The organism is Photobacterium sp. 53610 (genome assembly GCF_036409375.1).
GTDB lineage: Bacteria > Pseudomonadota > Gammaproteobacteria > Enterobacterales > Vibrionaceae > Photobacterium.
Window position 1 is genome coordinate 592,529 of the sequence record NZ_JAXOFS010000001.1, and the last position, 19,261, is coordinate 611,789.

The 19,261-nt window shown below is 47.3% G+C and carries 23 protein-coding genes; 16 read left to right on the plus strand and 7 right to left on the minus strand.

Annotated elements, in window-relative coordinates; all coding sequences use genetic code 11:
- Positions 1–93 precede the first annotated feature (93 nt).
- The 10 genes from SPK40_RS02820 to SPK40_RS02865 all read left to right on the plus strand — a co-directional run bounded on the left by SPK40_RS02820 (position 94) and on the right by SPK40_RS02865 (position 7,820).
- Positions 94–543: a hypothetical protein gene (locus SPK40_RS02820; RefSeq protein ID WP_330959349.1), complete on the plus strand. Its 450-nt coding sequence runs from the start codon at positions 94–96 to the stop codon at positions 541–543.
- 113 nt (positions 544–656) lie between these two features.
- Complete coding sequence (locus SPK40_RS02825) at positions 657–1,283, plus strand: RraA family protein (protein ID WP_330959350.1); 627 nt, start codon at positions 657–659, stop codon at positions 1,281–1,283.
- A gap of 194 nt (positions 1,284–1,477) precedes the next feature.
- Positions 1,478–1,846 (plus strand): VOC family protein, encoded by a 369-nt coding sequence (locus tag SPK40_RS02830; protein ID WP_330959352.1) that lies wholly within the window; start codon positions 1,478–1,480, stop codon positions 1,844–1,846.
- A gap of 542 nt (positions 1,847–2,388) precedes the next feature.
- Positions 2,389–4,014, plus strand: coding sequence for a hypothetical protein (locus SPK40_RS02835; RefSeq protein WP_330959354.1), 1,626 nt, complete (start codon positions 2,389–2,391; stop codon positions 4,012–4,014).
- A 128-nt stretch (positions 4,015–4,142) separates the two neighbouring features.
- Positions 4,143–4,475, plus strand: a complete 333-nt coding sequence (locus tag SPK40_RS02840; RefSeq protein ID WP_330959355.1) for a hypothetical protein — start codon at positions 4,143–4,145, stop codon at positions 4,473–4,475.
- Positions 4,476–4,543: 68 nt separating this feature from the next.
- Positions 4,544–5,143 (plus strand): rhomboid family intramembrane serine protease, encoded by a 600-nt coding sequence (locus SPK40_RS02845; protein ID WP_330959356.1) that lies wholly within the window; start codon positions 4,544–4,546, stop codon positions 5,141–5,143.
- Positions 5,144–5,234: 91 nt separating this feature from the next.
- Positions 5,235–5,690, plus strand: coding sequence for a ribonuclease E inhibitor RraB (locus tag SPK40_RS02850; protein WP_330959357.1), 456 nt, complete (start codon positions 5,235–5,237; stop codon positions 5,688–5,690).
- A gap of 416 nt (positions 5,691–6,106) precedes the next feature.
- On the plus strand, positions 6,107–6,469 hold the full coding sequence (locus SPK40_RS02855) for an EthD domain-containing protein (protein WP_330959358.1): 363 nt from the start codon (positions 6,107–6,109) through the stop codon (positions 6,467–6,469).
- 144 nt (positions 6,470–6,613) lie between these two features.
- Complete coding sequence (locus tag SPK40_RS02860) at positions 6,614–7,192, plus strand: tetratricopeptide repeat protein (RefSeq protein WP_330959359.1); 579 nt, start codon at positions 6,614–6,616, stop codon at positions 7,190–7,192.
- 76 nt (positions 7,193–7,268) lie between these two features.
- Positions 7,269–7,820, plus strand: a complete 552-nt coding sequence (locus SPK40_RS02865) for a GNAT family N-acetyltransferase (RefSeq protein ID WP_330959360.1) — start codon at positions 7,269–7,271, stop codon at positions 7,818–7,820.
- Positions 7,821–7,924: 104 nt separating this feature from the next.
- On the opposite strand, the gene SPK40_RS02870 is transcribed toward SPK40_RS02865, so the two are convergent.
- From SPK40_RS02870 to SPK40_RS02885, 4 genes are all read right to left on the minus strand, one after another.
- Complete coding sequence (locus SPK40_RS02870; RefSeq protein ID WP_330959361.1) at positions 7,925–8,689, minus strand: DUF4344 domain-containing metallopeptidase; 765 nt, start codon at positions 8,687–8,689, stop codon at positions 7,925–7,927.
- A gap of 138 nt (positions 8,690–8,827) precedes the next feature.
- The gene (locus SPK40_RS02875; protein WP_248140498.1) at positions 8,828–9,490 is read right to left on the minus strand and encodes a lysophospholipid acyltransferase family protein; all 663 of its coding nucleotides are present in this window, start codon (positions 9,488–9,490) and stop codon (positions 8,828–8,830) included.
- A gap of 7 nt (positions 9,491–9,497) precedes the next feature.
- Entirely contained in the window at positions 9,498–10,430 is a 933-nt protein-coding gene (locus SPK40_RS02880) for a phosphatidate cytidylyltransferase (RefSeq protein WP_248140497.1), read from the minus strand.
- Positions 10,423–11,130 carry a CDP-alcohol phosphatidyltransferase family protein gene (locus SPK40_RS02885; RefSeq protein ID WP_330959362.1) on the minus strand — a complete coding sequence of 236 codons (708 nt, stop codon included), beginning with the start codon at positions 11,128–11,130 and terminating at the stop codon, positions 10,423–10,425. The genes SPK40_RS02880 and SPK40_RS02885 overlap by 8 nt, the downstream gene beginning before the upstream one ends.
- Positions 11,131–11,547: 417 nt before the next feature.
- Here SPK40_RS02885 and SPK40_RS02890 point away from each other — a divergent pair, with 417 nt between their 5' ends.
- Together SPK40_RS02890 and SPK40_RS02895 are read left to right on the plus strand one after the other, a co-directional pair.
- Positions 11,548–12,159 carry an outer membrane beta-barrel protein gene (locus SPK40_RS02890; RefSeq protein WP_330959363.1) on the plus strand — a complete coding sequence of 204 codons (612 nt, stop codon included), beginning with the start codon at positions 11,548–11,550 and terminating at the stop codon, positions 12,157–12,159.
- A gap of 83 nt (positions 12,160–12,242) precedes the next feature.
- A complete protein-coding gene (locus SPK40_RS02895) occupies positions 12,243–13,901 on the plus strand; it encodes an ABC transporter substrate-binding protein (RefSeq protein ID WP_330959364.1) in 1,659 nt (552 codons plus the stop codon).
- A gap of 113 nt (positions 13,902–14,014) precedes the next feature.
- Here SPK40_RS02895 and SPK40_RS02900 read toward each other — a convergent pair whose 3' ends face one another.
- The 3 genes from SPK40_RS02900 to SPK40_RS02910 form a co-directional block, all read right to left on the minus strand.
- On the minus strand, positions 14,015–15,718 hold the full coding sequence (locus SPK40_RS02900) for an FAD-dependent oxidoreductase (protein ID WP_330959365.1): 1,704 nt from the start codon (positions 15,716–15,718) through the stop codon (positions 14,015–14,017).
- Between the two features lie 137 nt (positions 15,719–15,855).
- Positions 15,856–16,266: a rhodanese-like domain-containing protein gene (locus SPK40_RS02905; RefSeq protein WP_330959366.1), complete on the minus strand. Its 411-nt coding sequence runs from the start codon at positions 16,264–16,266 to the stop codon at positions 15,856–15,858.
- Positions 16,267–16,284: 18 nt separating this feature from the next.
- On the minus strand, positions 16,285–17,061 hold the full coding sequence (locus SPK40_RS02910; RefSeq protein WP_330959367.1) for a sulfite exporter TauE/SafE family protein: 777 nt from the start codon (positions 17,059–17,061) through the stop codon (positions 16,285–16,287).
- An 81-nt stretch (positions 17,062–17,142) separates the two neighbouring features.
- Here SPK40_RS02910 and SPK40_RS02915 point away from each other — a divergent pair, with 81 nt between their 5' ends.
- From SPK40_RS02915 to SPK40_RS02930, 4 genes are read left to right on the plus strand one after another with little or no spacing between them, the layout of a single operon-like run.
- Positions 17,143–18,018, plus strand: a complete 876-nt coding sequence (locus tag SPK40_RS02915; RefSeq protein WP_330959368.1) for an MBL fold metallo-hydrolase — start codon at positions 17,143–17,145, stop codon at positions 18,016–18,018.
- A gap of 47 nt (positions 18,019–18,065) precedes the next feature.
- On the plus strand, positions 18,066–18,488 hold the full coding sequence (locus SPK40_RS02920) for a YeeE/YedE family protein (protein ID WP_330959369.1): 423 nt from the start codon (positions 18,066–18,068) through the stop codon (positions 18,486–18,488).
- Between the two features lie 4 nt (positions 18,489–18,492).
- The gene (locus SPK40_RS02925) at positions 18,493–18,912 is read left to right on the plus strand and encodes a YeeE/YedE family protein (protein WP_248140488.1); all 420 of its coding nucleotides are present in this window, start codon (positions 18,493–18,495) and stop codon (positions 18,910–18,912) included.
- A 34-nt stretch (positions 18,913–18,946) separates the two neighbouring features.
- Positions 18,947–19,246 (plus strand): ArsR/SmtB family transcription factor, encoded by a 300-nt coding sequence (locus tag SPK40_RS02930; RefSeq protein ID WP_248140487.1) that lies wholly within the window; start codon positions 18,947–18,949, stop codon positions 19,244–19,246.
- Positions 19,247–19,261 lie beyond the last annotated feature (15 nt).

Sequence of the window (19,261 nt, forward strand, 5' to 3'; positions counted from 1 at the left end):
AAAATCACAAAGAAGTGGCAGCGCTGATACTTGCTGGCACGAGAGTGAAACTATATTTAGTTGCATTAACCTCATTCATACTAGGTTTTGTCTGTGAATATTGAATCGCTGCTCTTGTCTCTCAATTCTGGCAATGAAAGAGAAATCTCGGATTTGTCATACAAGGTACTGAATATACGGGATAATCAAGTTCTTGTTGAACTTGCCCATCATCTGGTCAATATTGTGTCATTGTCGAGGTCATCCGTTTGGGATGGACTTGCAGAGAAGCAGAAAATCCTTATTTCAGTTGACCGAATCGTGCGCTTCTTAGAGCGGGTTCAGAAAACAGGATGCCGCTGCTCAAAGTATTTCATTTGCTCGTATTCTGTTTATGCTGAAGCAGAGCGGGGATGGGTGAAAATACGAGCATGTAATTCAAATCAAAAGACATCTGAATCAGAGATTGACTGTCAATGTTCAGCTTGTGGGCAGCGTTTCTCGGTTCATGAAAGCGAAGCTGGCTTTGGCCGAAGAGCGACATGGCAAGCCCGTCATGAATGAACACATGAATTCATTTTTGTATTGATAAAACGGAGACAGATTGGGCGATTGCATTAGATATATTTCTGGAAATGCTCGTCTTGTCTGAACTGAAGGACATAAAGGAAGAAAAGATGGAACTGAATTTCTTTGATTTGGCGACGACTGATTATGGAAATGTGTTAAGTCGCGAACACTTTTTTGATCTCTCGATTCGTCCGCTTTGGCAGCATATGAAGCGAATTTCCGGACCCGCATACCCAGTGCAATTGGCGCCTGGTGATAACTTGATGTTGCATTCAGCCATATACAGTGCACCTGAAGGCTCCATTGTGGTTGTAGACGGTGTTGACTGTCAGTATGCAGTCGCGGGCGGGAATGTCTGTGCAGTGGCGAAAGAACGCGGTATTCAGGGTTTTATTATTGACGGGGTGATCCGGGACTTGGGTGAGATAACCAAGATGGCATTTCCTGTGTATGCCAAAGGCGTGTTTCCTGTCCCGGGTAAAAAGCAGCAGTTTTTTGAGCCAGGTATGCCGATTGTTTGTGGTGGGGTGAGGGTTTGTGCCGGGGATATGATTGTCGCTGATATGGAAGGCATTGTTGCGATTCCGCAATCCAGAGCAAATGAAGTGTACCAGATGGCAAAAGAAAAACTGGATGCAGAACGTGGTATGCAGTTGGCCGAATGGGAAGCGAATCATCGAATCAAAATACAAAAAGCGCTTGAAGTGGCTAAAATGCGCAACCACTCTGCTTGAGCTGGATTCCGGCAAAGTTATCAAAAGTGACATCAGTGCGATGAGGGATGAGTTTAATCAGGAAGACAGTGAAAGCTTCCAGTTGAAGACATGACTTTTCGTCTTTCGCGAAGTTGAAGTAAATGAAATGGCTGCGCTCGCTAAGCGAGCATGGTTATCGGTTGATTAGGATTTTTCAAGGGTAAGGAGACCTTATGTTTGACCACGTTGTGTTTGGCGTCAGTGATTATGATGAGAGTAAAGCGTTCTTCCTCAAGGCACTTGAACCGCTTGGTGTCGTCATTGTTGCAGAGAACCAGCTTGGAATTGAGCTGAGTGCAGATGATAAAACGTCACTGTGCTTATTTCAGACGGATGAGAAACCGTCACATCTGCATTTAGCTTTCGCGGCTGAAAACCGTCAGCAAGTTGAAGATTTTTATCGGGCTGCGCTGGCGGCAGGCGGCAAAGATAATGGTGAGCCAGGTCTGCGACCGCATTATCACGCGAACTACTATGCTGCTTTTGTCATTGGTCCTGACGGGCATAACATCGAAGTGGTTTGTCACAGCCCTGAAGCTTAACCCTTCAATTTGAAGCAAGCGTCGCAATTTTTCATGCTGAAAGCTGAGAAAAGAAATAGAGGCTGAGAGTTTGACGAATTGTGACGCATGTTTTCATGAGTTGGGTTTAATGAATGTTTGAAATGAAGAGAATAAAAAATATCACTGGACTTATTGAGAAGCCAAAACCTGGTATTGAAGGTTCAATTTAAACAGAACTGACACCGTTCATGTTCTGACTTTTGAGTAATCTGATTGATGAATGAAGTTTTAATTCTGTTGGCATGGCTATCTACTGAATCAACAATTATATAATGAGATCTGATGTGGTTGTAATCATGAATCTGCAGAGGTATGCTCTGTTTTGCAATTTAGATTTACCATAAATTTTGTGAAGTTAGTGATGAATAAGGAACTATCTGAGCGAAAGTTTAATTGTTCTATCGTACAGTTACTGTAAAACGTTTTCTGTAATTAATCTTTTAACGTTTTTCATCACAGCAGATTCAAAATTCTTCACAAAACTTGACTGACATCATCAAACATAAAGCTAGGTTAAAATTATGAATGAAAAATACAGTTATGATTTAGGATGTGAACAAATAAATGTTGATGCTCACTACGATGCTTTAAATGCCTTGAAAAAGGTATTCGTCATTTCTGCAGGCGCGATCCCAGAAGTCGGTAAACCACTATCAGAAATCATTAACATTATATGGCCTAAGAGTAATCCAGATTATAGTAATTTATATAATTTATTTTTATGTAGAGCAAAAAACTATATAGAAAAAGAAATATTAGACACCATTTGTCAGTCCCTGGATAACAAAATCAATAAATACGAAGAAAAATTCAAGTCTATTGATGCCTTAATCGCTGATGGGAATATTCAAGAGGCTTATGTCAGGTATAAAGATATTTCAATGGAAATGGTTGGGGTTGCACAAGAATTTAGTTTTGAAAATGACATCAGATCGGCTGCATACACTGCTGGGTTTTATTCTACTTGGATATCAATGGTGGCATCTTATTGGATTAACCAGAAATATACAGAAACCCTTTCTCTTGAAGAGTCATTTTTAAGAGGTCAGTTAACCAATTTACAAAGCTTATTAATAAACGCAAATGAATATTGTTTGTTTATTGAAGAAAATATGCACGGCATTTTTTCTACTATCAATGACATCAACGAATTTCAACAGCTTAGAATGTGGGTGAGTTTAAATTTACGCGAAGTTGTCAATCAGATTGCATATGCTTTGAATGGAAACTTCAGTGATTTCTATGGTCACGATTATAGTGTAGATGTGGCGAATTTCCCTGTTGCTTATGTACACGATCTTGTCTCAGGACGGTCAGCAATTCAAGGTTCACTTGAATCATATTATGTAGACTCTTTACTTGTACCAAACAGCGAAATTCATAAAACACTCTGTGTGAATAAAGGGAGTATGAATACGCCTGTTTCAAATATTGACTACATTCGTTGGCAGATGATGCACGATTTTGATAACCCGGCTGTTTATAATTTATTTTGGGTGAATACTGAGCAAGCAACAACAGGCTATCCGGGGGAAGCGGAAACCGGTAAACCTACAAATGGTTCTGGGAATATCAGCCCTTTATATATTAAAGAGATCAGAGTACATAAAGGGATGACTCTTGATGGAGAGAGTCAGAATATATTATTTGTGTTAAGCAATGATCAGATTATCAGAACACACAATGATTATGGAAGTCTTGTCTGTTCATACAAAAGAGAAGGGTATGCCATCGTTGGTATGGCTGCGTACCGGAGTCTTACACAAACAGCAATTGAAAGTTTTGCGTTTACTTTTTTAAAAGTTGGAGAAGATGCACCAACACTAATGATGAACGAAAATAATAATCCAAACTGTGTGACCTTATATGAAGGCAAAGATTATACCGGTAAATCACTTCAGCTGGATGCATCAGAAACTTTACATTGGACAAATTTAAACTTCAATTGTGGCAGTATGAAATCTGTGTGTACAGATTATCCCAGAACGGATTTTTATCTCCATGAATCATCTGGTGCTGGTGGTTCTGGTCAAATTGAAGTGAACACTGAAATACCAGATTTCATTGCGTATCTTCAGTCACCATGGGGATGGAATTGGGAATCGATTGAAGATGCTGTCATAGATGAAGTCATCTTTAAGAAGTAAGATGACGCAATACAAAATGATGCTCAATTGTCTGGGTATGAGTTAACATGACATTTAAATAAAACGGAATATATTGATTCCGTTTTATTATTTTTTATTTGTGTATCATGACTTTAAAAGGAATTGAGATGAAAAAACGAATTGCAACACTCATTGCATTGACATCATTTTCGGTGAATGCATCTGTTCAATCCGGTGTAATATCCGGGTATATTCCATATTCACATGAGCAAAAAGAAATTATTATTTTCCAATTGAATAATAATGTTGCTCAGGGATGTAATACAACAGGCCGGTTTGCAATGGACAGTACATCACCGAGATATCCGGCGACATTATCTGCGGTTCTTGCTGCTTATCATTCGAAATCACCCATCAGAGTGAATTACCTGGATACATGTAATGCATGGGGAAATTCAGCCGATGTGGACTATATCTGTGTGGGTGATGTGGCCTGCTAGTCGCTGTGATTGAGCAGACAGTGTTCTGGAAATAAGCTTATTGAGCTTTTGTCAGAATGGAATAACAGATGCAGATACACCGATTCCCATACCTCACTGTCATTCTGTGCATTTTGACATTTGTCGTGTCTTTAGCGGTGAACTATACAATTTCAGGCACTCTTATCGGAAAGATAAAAGTGCCTGATTTGGAACCCTTTGGTGGTTATACGATTGAGCATCTTGTCAATTTTGAATTATGGCGGCTATTCGCATCACAGCTGATTCATGTGAAGCAGTTTCATATGTTTTACAATGTGCTCTCATTGTTTGCGTTAGGTTGTTTACTTGAACCGCGGGTGGGACGTTTTGTTTTGGCACTCGTTTGGTTTCTGGGGGGATCTGCAGGTACGTTTGTCAGCACATTGATGGTACAAGCTCCTTGGAATCTTGGAACCGGCGGTTCTCAGGGGATCTTGGCCCTCGCAGCTGTTGGAACAGTGCTGTATGCGTCGGGTCAGCTGAGACATAAAATGACGGCTTTCGTGCTGGGTCTGGTGATTTTCCCGGCATTTGTTTTAGATATAATCTACGCAGAAAATCACCTCCCAAAACTGGGTCATGTTGTCAGTTTCGTATCGGGACTGATGATTGCCGCCATTTATGTCCGAAAACCTCCAGTGAAGTGAACGAAACACCAGGCACTCTGAGATTGCGTAAAACTGGTGTAACCGGTTGATAGAAATCTGTTTTGCTCATTGCTATGAAGGCAGGAAATGCATGTTATTTGCTGACAACTTGATGAAAACCTTGATTGCCTTGTTCATTCTCAGTTGCTCAATAGACGCATTCCCGGGAGTGAAGGCGTCAGATGATCTGCCGGATAAGCGGATTCAATTGGGACAGCTGGAGGCAATGTTCTCCGATATTTCAGAGAAAACGGATTGGGATATCTCTGGCGACATGTTGTGGGGATATTATTTTACACATCATGAACCATCCGGACTTGAGAGGGCGAAGGATGCTCTCGCTGCAAAAGGATATCGTTTCGTTGGCATTTATCTTTCTGAGAAAGAAGAACCGAGCGAGCCGGATCTGTTTTGGCTTCATGTTGAGAAAGTAGAAACGCATACCCCCGAGAGTTTGCATCAGCGTAACCATGAGTTTTACCGGTTCGCCAGTGAACTTGGTCTTGACTCATATGACGGTATGGACGTTGGGCCTGCCGGGAAATAGCGTGTTCAACCTGCCAGAGCCTGACAGGTAAAACACATGGCTTAAATCTGGGCTACGGAAAGGATCATTCATGACATGTGCGGTGCTCAGGAGGCAGAAAGTGCAATGATGATGTATCAGGCTAGTTTGCAGCATCGTCGTTACGAGGCTGTAGATAATAAGCAACAGGCTCATTCTGAAATGTTCACATCATGTTCACTATACTTGATGTGACTTGTGGGACGGCGACCTGGCAGGTCACGCGCATCGTTTACTGTGGTGAGTTAATACGATTGGACTGCCTGAAAAGTCATGGAAGCCACGGATAAATCGCTGTGGATGACGGCCGTGATTCACGCTGTATGCCGGATCTTATTGTGATGCTTTCTGCAGCAAGCCTGCGTATCCATATCTTATCCGCAGAGGAGTCGGAGACGATGATTAAGTTTGTGATGTGTATTACCAGACATCCAGAGATGACCCGGGAGGCATTCAGGGATTACTGGATGAATCAGCATGGTCCGTTCTTTATGAAAAATGCTGATGCGATGGGCGCCAAACGATACGTGCAATCACATTTGTTAGAGACACCACTCAATGAGATGCTCAGAGATTCCAGAGGGATGCGGCCTGAGTACGACGGGGTTGCCGAGGTTTGGTTTGAGTCGATTGACGCGCTGATGGCGGGGATGAGTTCACCCGAAGGCCAGAAGTTAAGTGCGGCTTTGCTTGAAGATGAGAAAAACTTCATTGACCATGATAAATCTTCAGCATTTATTGTTGAAGAACACAAATTCTGAGCCATCGGTTTGACATGCAGCGGATGCTTCAGGGGCATTTCCGCTGCATTTGAATTCCCGGCGTGCTTTCGCAAATCACGTTGAGCCGATAAGGAAACGAACGTCCATTTCTTTCAGTTACTTTTTCCATCAATAAGGACATTGATGAAAATTATCTGCATGCTGACTGCAATAGTTGGCCCGACTGCCTGTGCCGGTTCAAATCCCAACCCGGGTGAGCGTACTGTGGATTTCGCTTGGGAAAAGTATGATTACGAGACAGTGTTTGAAGTGTTAAAACCGGTAGCAGAACGCGGTGAACCCTGGGCACAACTTCGTATGGGAGTTGCTTATGAACTGGGTTCAGGTGTAGAGAAAGATATACCGGTTGCGATTCAGCGGTATGAAAAAGTTGCGGCTCAGGAGTCTGAAGGAGAGTGGGTGAACAGCTTGCAAGTTGGGGCCATGGGGAAACCGGGGTACTTTAATCAAAATAGTGACGCACTGTTCGCTAAATTTCAGTTGGCGAATATTTATCTCCGTGGTGATGGTATTCCTTCCAATCCCGTGAAAGCGCTTACTTTGGCGCAGTATGTTTCAGATAAAGCCCAAGGACGGAGTATTTTCTATTGCTGTGAATTCTCTGGTGGCTGGTACATCAGTAGTACTGCTATTGCTGAGACGCTGAGCAAAGGCCATGCAATGAACAGAGTTTGTGCTACGCCATGCCGCTGTCAGGATTGAATACTGCGGCGAAATAGCGCTGGTAATATTTGTGACATCTGCAATATCAGCTTAATTTGATGAAACAGGACGTGAAATGACACAGAACGAAGTGACGATTCGACCGGCAAGACTCAGTGAATTGGATGAGCTGTATCATATAGTGACTTCAGATGAAGCTTGGACACAGTTTAACGGGCCATATTTTCCTTATACCACGCCATCCTTCACTGAATTTGCCCAAAGTACCTTTTCACGCATGTGCGAGGGAAAGACCATGCAGTTAATTACAATGAGTGGTAGGCCTGTCGGTTCTGTCAGTTATTATTGGGAATGTGAATCGACGCGCTGGCTGGAAATGGGTGTGATCATTTATCAATCTGACGACTGGGGAAAAGGATTGGCTGCTCTGGCTTTACCTCAATGGATCAGCCATTTGTTTTCAGCGCTTGAAATTGAACGGGTCGGCCTGACAACCTGGTCCGGAAATCCCCGGATGATGGCTTGTGCTGAAAAGCTTGGGTTTCAGCAAGAAGCGAGACTGCGTAAAGTGCGTTACTTCCAGGGGGAATATTATGATTCTGTGAAGTATGGTGTGCTTCGAAGTGAATGGGAACAACGTGACTCGTGTGTCTCTTTTGAAAGTTAGTCAATGAACCATTTTATGTTTTTCCAACAGGTGACCACGTCTTTGTCCGGAAGGAAGAGACAGGGTCACATGCTGTTGTTCACTCGGAGACAATGATTGGCAGACTACTGCTCGTCTGACGGTAAATAGCGATGCCAGTTATCGATCACAACCTCAAAATTTTCGACGCAGAATTCTTTCCGGTCTTTCAGGTAATCCTTTTCGACCTCATCCAGTAAATACTGAAATTTTTCCGGGTTGCTGCCATAGACTAAGCAAAGTGTTGAGAAATAACGCTGTAAGTCAAAACTATGCTCATCAATATACTCACCAAAATCATAGTAATCGGGGCGATCTGCCGACTCGAATGCGAACATGTCTGCGGCGCTGATAGCAATTTCATCACCGTCATCGACATAGTTCAGCAAAATGATTGTCGCAAAATTATCGACGGCGTCCTCTTCTTTACCCAGTACCGGGATCTGCTTGTCCTCAATATAGGCATGTCCCACTTCATGCAGCAGGGTATGCAACAGTGTATCCAGTGCACCTTCTTGTGCAGATTTTCCGTATTTCTTCTCGTACTTATTTTCAGAAAAATAGCTGCGGGACTCTGTATAAAAATCATAGGGAATATAAATCGTATGATTTTCCGGGTTGTATAAAGGCCCTTCATCTTTGCCGTAGACAATATTCAATGTTTTCTCGAATGGAAAAAAGTGATCGGAAAGTTCGGTCAGCGTCTGGTTCACATGACTGGTCTTGATTTCACTGGCCGCTTGTTTCTCATCTCGTGTTTGCGGTGGCTGCAGTTCGATATGAATGTTTTCTTTTGCAATCACTTGCGTGGTACATAAGCAGGCCAGTACTGCGGCAACGGGGAGTTTCACGCTTTTTCCTTATTGATATCGGAGAAGTTATCCCAGAACACAAACCGTTTGGTGTTCTGATTCTGACAGGGGCAGGCGCCAGATTTTTCCCGAATTCAGTTCAAAAAGCAATCAGAGCCTGCCAGTCTGTTGCGTGGTTTATTCCGCATTCTCATGATCTTCGCCAGTTTGTGTGATGCAATGTTTCGCCAGGGCCTGATATTGATTCTGCATCGTGCTGACAAAGTCGTCGGCATCCTGGAAATGTGCGATGGGTTCGCCAATCACGACATCACAATTGAAGGGCACGAACATTGCGGTGCCTCTGGGCAGGGAGCGGCCCAGTCCACGCATGACCACAGGTGTGACCGGACAATGCTCATGGTCTTTCACCAGATGGTAGATGCCTTTCTTCAGTCCGCTCATGATTTCCGGTTCGCCCCGGCTGCCTTCGGGGAAGATGATCAGAATTTCACCGCGTTCCAGTGCCTGATGGCATTCCTGTAAAACCGCTTCACGCTGGCTGGGGGAGGGAGAGCGGCGCAGCGGGATAATGCCAATGACATTCAGTGACAGCCAAGCTACCAACTTGTTTGCCAGAAAATAGTCCGCCGCGGCAACCGGGCGGACTTTGTGGATGATTGAAATCGGGAACAGGGCCAGCAGAACCAGTGTGTCCAGATGGCTGTTATGGTTGGCAGCGACAACAACCGGACCGTCTGCCGGCAGGTTCTGCCGTTGAATGATATTCAGCCCTAAGCCCACAAACACAAGGGGCTTTACAATGAAAAAAACGAACAACACCTTGAGTAAGTGAGCCATAGCTTCCTCAGTAATAGAGATAGTAGATGTAATGGAAGAACAGCGGTGCAGTGAACATCAGGCTGTCGATGCGATCCAGAATGCCGCCGTGTCCCGGAATGAACTGGCTGGTGTCTTTGATTTGCAGATCTCGTTTCACAGAAGAAATCACCAGATCACCGATAAATCCGCTGAGCGCAATGATCATCCCGGCCACCAGTCCCTGGAACGAAGTCAGGGGAGTCAGATATGGTGCAACAAAGTAAGAAGCCAGAATCACGGTAGCGCTGCCGCCGAGAAAACCTTCCCAGGTTTTGTTCGGGCTGACTTTGGGCACAATTTTGTGTTTGCCGAAGGATTTCCCCCAGACATACTGACAAACATCGTTGAACTGCGTAAAGACCAGCAGGAACAGCAGCATCCCCATTGAACCGGCATCCGGATTTTTACTCGGCAGGACCAGCAGATAAGCCATGTGGCTGATACAGAATACGGTCAGCATCATCGCCCAGTGAATGATCCCAGCCGAGCGGATAAAGCCTTTGGTATCTCCGATGAGGACCATCATCATCGGCAGGTACAGGAAGACATAGACCGGAATAAAAATAATGAACATGCCGTACCAGCCAATGGACAGCCAGTAGTACTGAAACGGTATCGACAGATAAGCCCAGAAAATCACCCGGCGGTCGGTCATTCGGGTCGGCACGATTGAGAGAAACTCTTTCAGTGCCATGAAGCTGAGAAAACCGACAAAAAACAGCGTGTAAGTGAGGGGTAGATAGAGCACCACGAAGACGATGCCAATCATCCACCACCAGGATCGGATACGGAGTTTGAGTTCCAGATAATCCCGGTCCGGATGGGCGCGGGATTTCCATAAATACACCAGCGTGCCCAGGACCAGCACGCCAAGAATGGCGATCATCAGATGCAGCGAATGCGGAGGAATACTAGTCATGATGCGTGTCTCCGGTCATTTCAGCGCGGTGCTCACTGGCTTTAAAGCGATAGATGCCTGCCAGACGGCGCCAGGTGGTGATCACGGTGCCGATGAGCATCACCGCCAGTGCGGTATCGAGCGTATAGCCAAGGATATCCGGCAGCCAGTCAAAGATGCGGCTGATAAACAGCAGAATGAAACTGCCCGTGAGCAGTGCCATCCGGTGTTGTTTGGCCATCGGGCCACGGAAATCGGCCGGGCAACCCATGCTGACACCTAAGACACGGACGTAGGCGGTCAGTACTGCAATCAGAGCGCTGCTCCAGGCCAGCGTCATCCCGAAATCTGAATGGGTTGCGAATCCGGCTGCAATGATGAAAAGCGGATCGGCAATGCGGTCCGGTACATCATTAAACAGTTCTCCGGCGGGTGTTTTTTTGCCGCCTTCAACAGCGACCATGCCATCGAACAGATTGCACAGCAGACGAAGCTGAATACAGGCAGCTGCCAGCAGTAAAAGCACAGCGTTGGATGCGTCCTGATACCAGAGCAGGGCGGCGAACCCGATCACGGCAAAACCAATACTCATGAGTGAAATTTGATTCGGCGTGATGTTTTTACGGCTTAACCACACCGCAATACGTTTGGTCAGTGCGACGTCCCGGACCGCTAACGGACGACGGTTCGCTTCGGATTCAGGCTGATTTTTGAGATTCATAAATCCATCATAATTGTAAAAGTTTCAATTGCCTGGAAATGAACTCAGCCAAATGCAGAATCATGGCGGTACATCCCGGCGGAAGCGCTGTGAGCCTCACAAAGAAACGTATGGCTCGGGATTTTGAGAGTAAGAGAACAACATAAATTAACCGGATTGAATATCAAGCGATTGAGTAAGCTTTTTTGATCTGGTTTCAAGAGGAAGTGATCCTCAGGCAGAAAAAATTTCCGCAACCTTTTGTTTCATTATGAAAAGGATACTGACAAAAACGAGAAAAAAAACGCCGTATCTTTTCCTGTTTTCCCCTGTTCATTTTCTGCATGATTGCGCCCCTATTCAGCAAACGGAGCTTTGTCATTGAATTGCCCATGGAAGCGCAGTGGATAGACATCAAAATAAACAGGGCAATGAAAAATGAAAAAAATTATTCCTTTCGCAGTGTTTGCAGTTTGCGTGTCTTCTTTTTCTGCACAGGCAGAAACTTATATCGGGGCAAGTCTCGGTCAGACGAAAATCAACAGCGTTGATATCAGCGGCAATATTCTCGGAATGTCGGGCTCTCAGTCGTACGATGCAGATGAAAGTATGGTGAGCGGCAGCCTGTTCGCCGGTTATAACTTCAATTCGTATATTGGGGTAGAAGTGACGGTTGGTGGTATTGACGCGCTTGAAGAGGAAACCCTCACCGTTGACCGCATGGCCTATTTCGCGGTTCAGCCGAAACTGTCACTGCCGCTGACCGAGCAGTTTGCTGTGTTTGCAAAAGCAGGCCTTGCGCACTTCAGTGCCGATTTTACGGCATCAAACAGCGTGTATGGTTATTCTGGCTATACAACGGTTTCCACCAGTGACACGACACTGATGTTTGGTCTGGGTGCTGAATATGCTTTCAATGAGCATCTGAAAGTCCGTGCGAACTGGGATTATCTGAAGCCGGAACTGGAGGTGCTGAATGTTGCCGGTGCATCACTGTCAGTTGAGCCTGAGTTTCAGCAATTGTCTTTGGGCTTAAGCTACCATTTCTGATCATCGGTTAAGAGCCCCCATACCCATTGGGGGCTTTTTGCTTTATGATGCATTCCCCTTGAGTATCTCTGGCTGAGAATGTTGTGAGTGAAGCGAATCTCAGAAGGTTGAACCAACTCCTTTCCAAATATCAATATCGGACGGTCTATTCTGTTGTCGTTGAAGAATTAGAGGCCGTGCTGTCCACGTCAAGACGCAATACGTCGACCATCATGAGCAAGCTGTGCGAAGCCGGCTGGATCGACTGGTTCCCTTCTGTCGGAAGAAGCAAAGCAAGTACACTCATGGTGAAAGTGTCGTTGCAGGAGGCGATTTGCAGCGTTCTGCAACCGGAAATTGCGAGTGGTCATTTTGGCTCTGTGTCTAAGTTACTGTCGCTCTATGGCGCTACAGCCGTGCGGGCGTTATCCCAGGTGACCGAGAAACAGAACGCCTGGAATGAAGCCAATAACCAGCTGCTCATTACACGTTATCCCTGGGTTGATACGATTGATCCGGCGAAAACCTACCGGATTGCTGAACTGCAAGTCATCAAAAGTGTGTATGACACCTTACTGATTCAGGATCAGCAGGGCAGACTGCTGCCGGGGATTGCTCACGCCTGGGAGACGGAAGACAACGACGTGACGCTGTGGATCCGCAGAAATATCAGACGCCATGACGGTGAATTCCTGACGGTTGAGGATGTGATTGCCAGCCTTGAACGCCTGGTGATTGAAAGCGGACCCGTGAGTTATCTGTTCAGCCAGATTGCATCAATCAGCCAGTTATCTGCCCACAGTCTGTGTATTCGGCTGAAAGCCCAAAACCCGCTCTTTCTTCATGCACTCGCGGTGCCTCATGCGTCGATCGTGACCCGGGATGTCAGGCATTATGGCGATGGCCGTCAGGCGTTTGTTGGAACAGGACCATTCTGTATCGAAGCCTGGGACGACGACAAGCTGGTGCTGAATATACACCCGGCTTACTTCCGCCAATCTGCACTGCTTGACCGGATTACACTCAGTCATCAGGGAGGAGAGCTCAGCGAATACTTGGGGCAGCAAAGTCAGGATGATGGGATCAAAGAAACCTATACGCTACAGTCCTTTTCTTATCTGACGGCACGCTTTCGCAAAGATGCCGAGATTCTGCCTGAATATCTGGAGCAGCTCATTGATTATATTGCTGCGAAAAGAAATGTTGTTGATGGTGGTAATGTCGTCTCCGGACTGTCGTTTTCAGCGCCATCAGATTCAGCACCGCCCGCTGGCCTCAAGCTGAAAGGAAAACTGATTCTGACCGAACCTCGCTGGACGATTCCCCATTTAGCGCAGCTGGCACAATGGCTGCACGGTGTGATCAGAGAGACCGGGCTGGAGCTGGAAGTGATTGAGCTGACAGATATCAGCAATCCGTCTCTGATGAAAGACCGGGCTGATGTACTGTTTCTGGAAGAAGTAATGGAGCTTCCTCATGAATATGGGGTGTATGAGTGGATGCTGGCTTCTTCAGGTTTACGCTTTTTGTATGCTGAACCTGAATCCTGGCGTCAGCATCAGCGGCTGGTGGATGAGGCGGTGTCGCTGCAATCACCTGCTGACGCGTTCGTGAAAATTGAGCAGGACTTGCTGGCGTCACGCCAGTATCTGCCGCTTTTCTTCGGCAAAGAAGAGATCCTGAACGTCTGTCAGGTCAGGGGGATTCAGGTGACGAAAACCGGCTACAGTGATTTTCACAAACTCTGGATTGACGGTGAGTAGACGAGGCGAGTCACCAAGGCAAACGACCGCGGCGATCTTTGTCTGCGACGGGGAAAATCAACACGCTCCAATCAGGGGAACGAATCCCCTGATTCAGAATGCTGTCTGATGCATTATTGTTGCGCGATGCGATAAGTCCGGTATCCGCCAACTAGGTTTTTCGTTGTGTATCCCCGATGATTCAGCTGACGGCAAGCGACGTTGCCGCGCAGTCCAACCTGACAGTAAACCAGAATTTCTTTGTCCTTCGGCAGTTCATCCATACGCTCGCGCAGGCTGTCGACCGGAATATTGACGGCACCCGGAATTGCTCCCTGAGCGTCCAGTTCTCCCGGATTGCGCACATCGAGCAGAATCTGGTGTTCACTGATTTCACCCAGCTCGTGATAATGCACGGGACTGATGTCACCGCTTCGGATGTTGCAGGCAACAAAGGCAGCCTGATTAATCACATCTTTCGCGGAACCGTAGGGTGGCGCATAACACAGTTCGACATGCTGCAGTTGTTCCACGGTCATTCCGGCACGCTGTGCCACTGCCAGAACATCGATACGTTTATCAATTCCGTCTTTGCCGACAGCCTGAGCCCCCAGAATTTTTCCGCTGTCCGGGGCATAAATCAGTTTCAGGGAAACCGCTTCCGCCCCCGGATAGTAACCGGCGTGGCTGGCAGTGTGCACATATACCTTTTCATAGGGAATATTTGCATGCTTCAGGCGTTTTTCATTCATGCCGGTGGATGCAATGGCCAGATCGAAAACCTTACAAATGGCTGTGCCCTGAGTGTTCTGGTAGTGCTCTTCTTTGCCGAAGATGACATCGGCAACCATGCGTCCCTGACGGTTCGCAGGCCCGGCAAGCGGAACCAGCATCGGTTCACCCGTCACAAAATCAAGCGTCTCAATGGCATCACCCACGGCAAAAATGGCCGGATCGCTGGTCCGCATCTGATCATCGACCTGAATACCGCCCCGCGGGCCAAGTGTCAGTCCTGCAGCGCTGGCCAGAGTGGTTTCCGGGCGGACACCGACGGCCATGATCAGCAAGTCAGTCTGCAAGGTCTCACCGGTGCTGAGCGTGAGCTGTAAGTGTCCAAGCAGGTGCTGGTCGCTGTCATCTTCACCCGCATCGACACTGGCTACAGGCTCCCGGCCGTTATATTCAACGGCAGTCAGCGCGGTGCCCAGCCGGAGATCCACACCTTTTTCACGAATTTCCTGATGCACAAATCCGGCCATTTCAGGGTCGGTCGGTGTCATCACCTGATCGGCTAATTCCAGCAGGGTGGTTTTGATGCCACGCTGATGCAGTGCTTCCATCATTTCCAGGCCGATGAACCCGCCACCGACGACCGTTGCGTGTTCAGCCTTGTTCATTTCAATGGTGTGGATGATGTGATCCATATCCGGGATATTCCGCAGGGAGTGTGTCAGTGGGTTTGGCAGTCCCGGGATGTCCGGAATGATGGGAGCGGCCCCCGGGCTGAGGATCAGGTGGTCATAAGGCTCTTCATAGGTTTCGCCCGAGACACCATTTCTGACTGTGACGGATTTGCCGGATGTGTTGATCGCGATGACTTCGCTCATCACACGCACATCGACATTGAAGCGGCTGTTGAAGCTTTCTGGTGTTTGTAACAACAGCTTGCTGCGCTCAGGTATGTCTCCGCCGATATGATAGGGCAGGCCGCAGTTGGCGAATGAGATATAGGGGCCACGCTCAAACATGATGATTTGCGCATCTTCGCTTAAACGTCTTGCACGGGCAGCTGCGGAAGCGCCGCCTGCGACGCCGCCAATAATTACGATTTTCGTCATTAAAATTCCACCATTTAATTTTCTTGAATGCTTAAACTTTAAAAAACTGTCTCTGAAACGCCCACACCCTGATGGCCGTCACGCTGACTGGAGGCTGTAAGTTGCCATCGGGGCTGATAAATGAATGCCCCTGAATGTCATTGTCCGGCATGACGCTGCGAAAGACTGATCACAGGGAGGCCCGCTTCCTGCCAAGCCAGGATACCGCCCGCCAGAGAATAAACATGTGCAAACCCCATCCGGCGTAACGATTCTGCAGCAAGCGCTGAACGTGCGCCGGATCGGCAGTACAGATACACCGGTTGCTGAGACATCACTTGTAACGGCTCCGGGTGATGTGCGACAGACGGGTGATTCTCCAGCTGCATTTCCAGTACCCCCCGTGACATATGGACTGCACCCGGCAGTATACCGCTCTCTATCTCATGATGTTCTCTCACATCAATCAAAATGATGTCGTTGTCCATTAATACCGCAAGTTCATGGCAGCTGATTTCACGGATACTTTCTTTGGCTTGCTCAGCAAGCTTACGTCCGTTCACAAGCATAGTCTGACTCCTTTTCAATCAGAGCGTGGAAGCAGGGAATAAAGCGGGCAGGGACTGGTACAAAATGAAACCTGCCATCAGAATCAGGAACACAGAAAAAGCACTTTTGATTTTCTGCTGGGGTAACCGGCCGGACAGGCGCTGACCTGTAAGGCTGCCGGCAATACCGATAGCTGCCATGATGGCGATGATCTGCCAGTTCAGTTCAGTATGGCTTTCAGCCAGCACTTGCTGATATTTCAGGAATCCGACGAAAGAATTCATCACAATGATCACCAGGCTGGTGGCAACCGCTGTCCGCATCGTCAGGCCGCTCAGTAAAACCAGGGCGGGAACAATCAGGAATCCGCCTCCGACACCGACAAAGCCCGTCAGAACACCCACGAGTAACCCCTGAAAACCGGTCAGCCAGTATGAGCGCTGAGGTCGTGTTTCAGGTTCGGTTTTGGCCGGTCTGAACATGCGCCAGGCGGCTGCCAGCATGATCGTTGCAAAGACCGTCATTTGAATGATGCCGGAGGTATAGCTGGCGAACCAGGCGCCAAGGTAAGTCCCGGCCATCCCGGGTAAACCAAACAGCCAGACCAGCGGCCAGTGAACCAGACGCTGTCTGATGCCGGAGAAAGAAGACACAGAGCTGATCAGACCGACAATCAGCAGGGCACTGGCGATGGCCTGTTTCTCTGTCTGCCCTAAACCATAGGCCAGCACAGGCACTGTAAGAATTGAACCGCCGGAGCCCAGGACACCTAAACTTAATCCGATGGCAACTGAACCAAACAAAATGGTGATCATGGTTACCTCAAAAACTTGCTTTGTTAAATCGTATCTGTGTAATATACGATATAAAGAAAAGAATGCAAAGGGAGATTTACCATGAATGCGTTAATCAAAGCCTTTTATCACGAGAGTACAAGCACCATCAGTTACGTTGTTTATGACAGGCAAGGCGGGCATGCAGCAATCATTGATAGCGTGCTCGATTTTGCAGAGAACTCTGGCAAGGTCTGGACTGCGTTTGCAGACGAGCAGATTGCTTTTGTTCGAGACAATGATCTGACGGTGGACTGGATTCTGGAAACACACGCTCATGCTGATCATTTATCGGCTGCGCATTACTTACGCCGGCAGCTGAACAGCAAGATTGGTGTCGGGGAAGGCATTACCAAAGTACAAAAGACCTTTAAACTGATTTTCAATGTAGATGATGCTGAGTTGGCAGCAAATGGCGACGTGTTCGATCATTTATTTCAAGACAATGAATCGTTTCAGATTGGTGCACTTCAGGGGCAGGTACTGATGACCCCCGGGCATACCAATGACAGCGTGACTTATCTGATTGAAGGCAATGCGTTTGTCGGGGATACCTTATTCATGCCCGACAGCGGCACCGCGCGCTGTGATTTTCCCGGTGGTGATGCCGGTGTGCTGTACGACAGTGTGAACCGTCTGCATCAGCTGCCGCCTGAGACGCGGCTTTGGATGTGTCATGACTATCAGCCGGGAGGACGCGAATTGGCGTATGAGACGACGGTCGCTGAGAGTTTCCGTACCAATATACATATCCATGACGGATCAGAAAAAGCGGCGTTTATTGCTGTTCGTGAAAACAGGGACAAGACACTGGATGTTCCCCGGCTTCTGTATCCCTCGGTTCAGGTCAATATCCGAGGGGGCCAGATGCCGGCGGCTGAAAGTAACGAGAAAGCCTATATCAAAATTCCATTGTCAGTCAGTGCTTCGCTGAAATAGCAGCTGATGTGTATTGATCATCGAATGAAAGAGACAGAGAGGAAATTATGACGGAATTTACGCCCTGGAGTGCGCTGATTGGCGGTTTTGTGCTGGGAGGCTCAGCTTTGATGCTGCTGTTACTGAACGGCCGTATTGCCGGGATATCCGGGATTGTCAGTGGTGCAATGCAGGTCAGTGATCCGAATGCGAAATGGCGCTGGATGTTTATTCTTGGCCTGATTCTTGGCCCGCTGCTGGCTGCGCCTTTTGGACTGGTGTTGCCGGAACATATCGACGCAAGCTGGCCTGTGATTCTGATCGGAGGTTTGCTCGTCGGCGCAGGCACCCGAATTGGCTCGGGATGTACCAGTGGCCATGGCATCTGTGGGATCGGCCGGTTGTCGCCCCGGTCTGTTGTGGCAACCCTCACTTTTATGGTTGTGGCGATTGTTGTGGTTTTTGTGGTTCGTCACCTGATCGGAGTTTAATGTTATGCAACTTTTCATCGCCTTAATTGCAGGTCTGCTGTTTGGAGCAGGTCTGACGGTTTCACAGATGGTTAATCCGGATAAAGTGCTGAACTTTTTGGATATAACCGGACAGTGGGATCCCAGTTTAATTCTCGTCATGGGCGGCGCATTAGTGGTGTTCGGCCTGGGTTATCAGTTTTTGGTGAAAACACGTTCCACGCCAGTTTTTGGCGGCGAGTTTTTTATTCCTGCCAATAAAGTGATCGATAAACCTCTGGTTATTGGTGCAGTACTTTTTGGTTTGGGGTGGGGGCTTGTGGGCATTTGCCCGGGACCTGCTGTGGCTAATTTACTGAGTGGCAATATAAAAATCTTCGGCTTTGTTGTTGCAATGTTGGCGGGAATGCAGTTTTCTGGCACTATCGACCGTCTCTTAAAATAGTTAAAAATAACATGAAGTAAATACGAGGGCGCGAATGCAAGATTATTCCAAGATGGAGGCGAACGTAGAGCAGGCCGTAGAGCTGCTGAAGGCTATGGGAAATCAGCATAGATTAATGATTCTGTGTGTATTACAGGAAGAGGAACTGTCTGTTTCTCAGCTCAATGAGCGATTTCCGATACCTCAGTCCTCTTTGTCACAGCATCTGGCCTGGCTGCGCCGTGCAGGGTTTGTGAAAACCCGTCGGGAAGCACAGACCATTTATTATCGTCTGGATAATGTGGCTGTTATAGATATTATTTCTATGCTGCACAAACACTATTGTAAAGAGTAATCGCATCACCGTTGC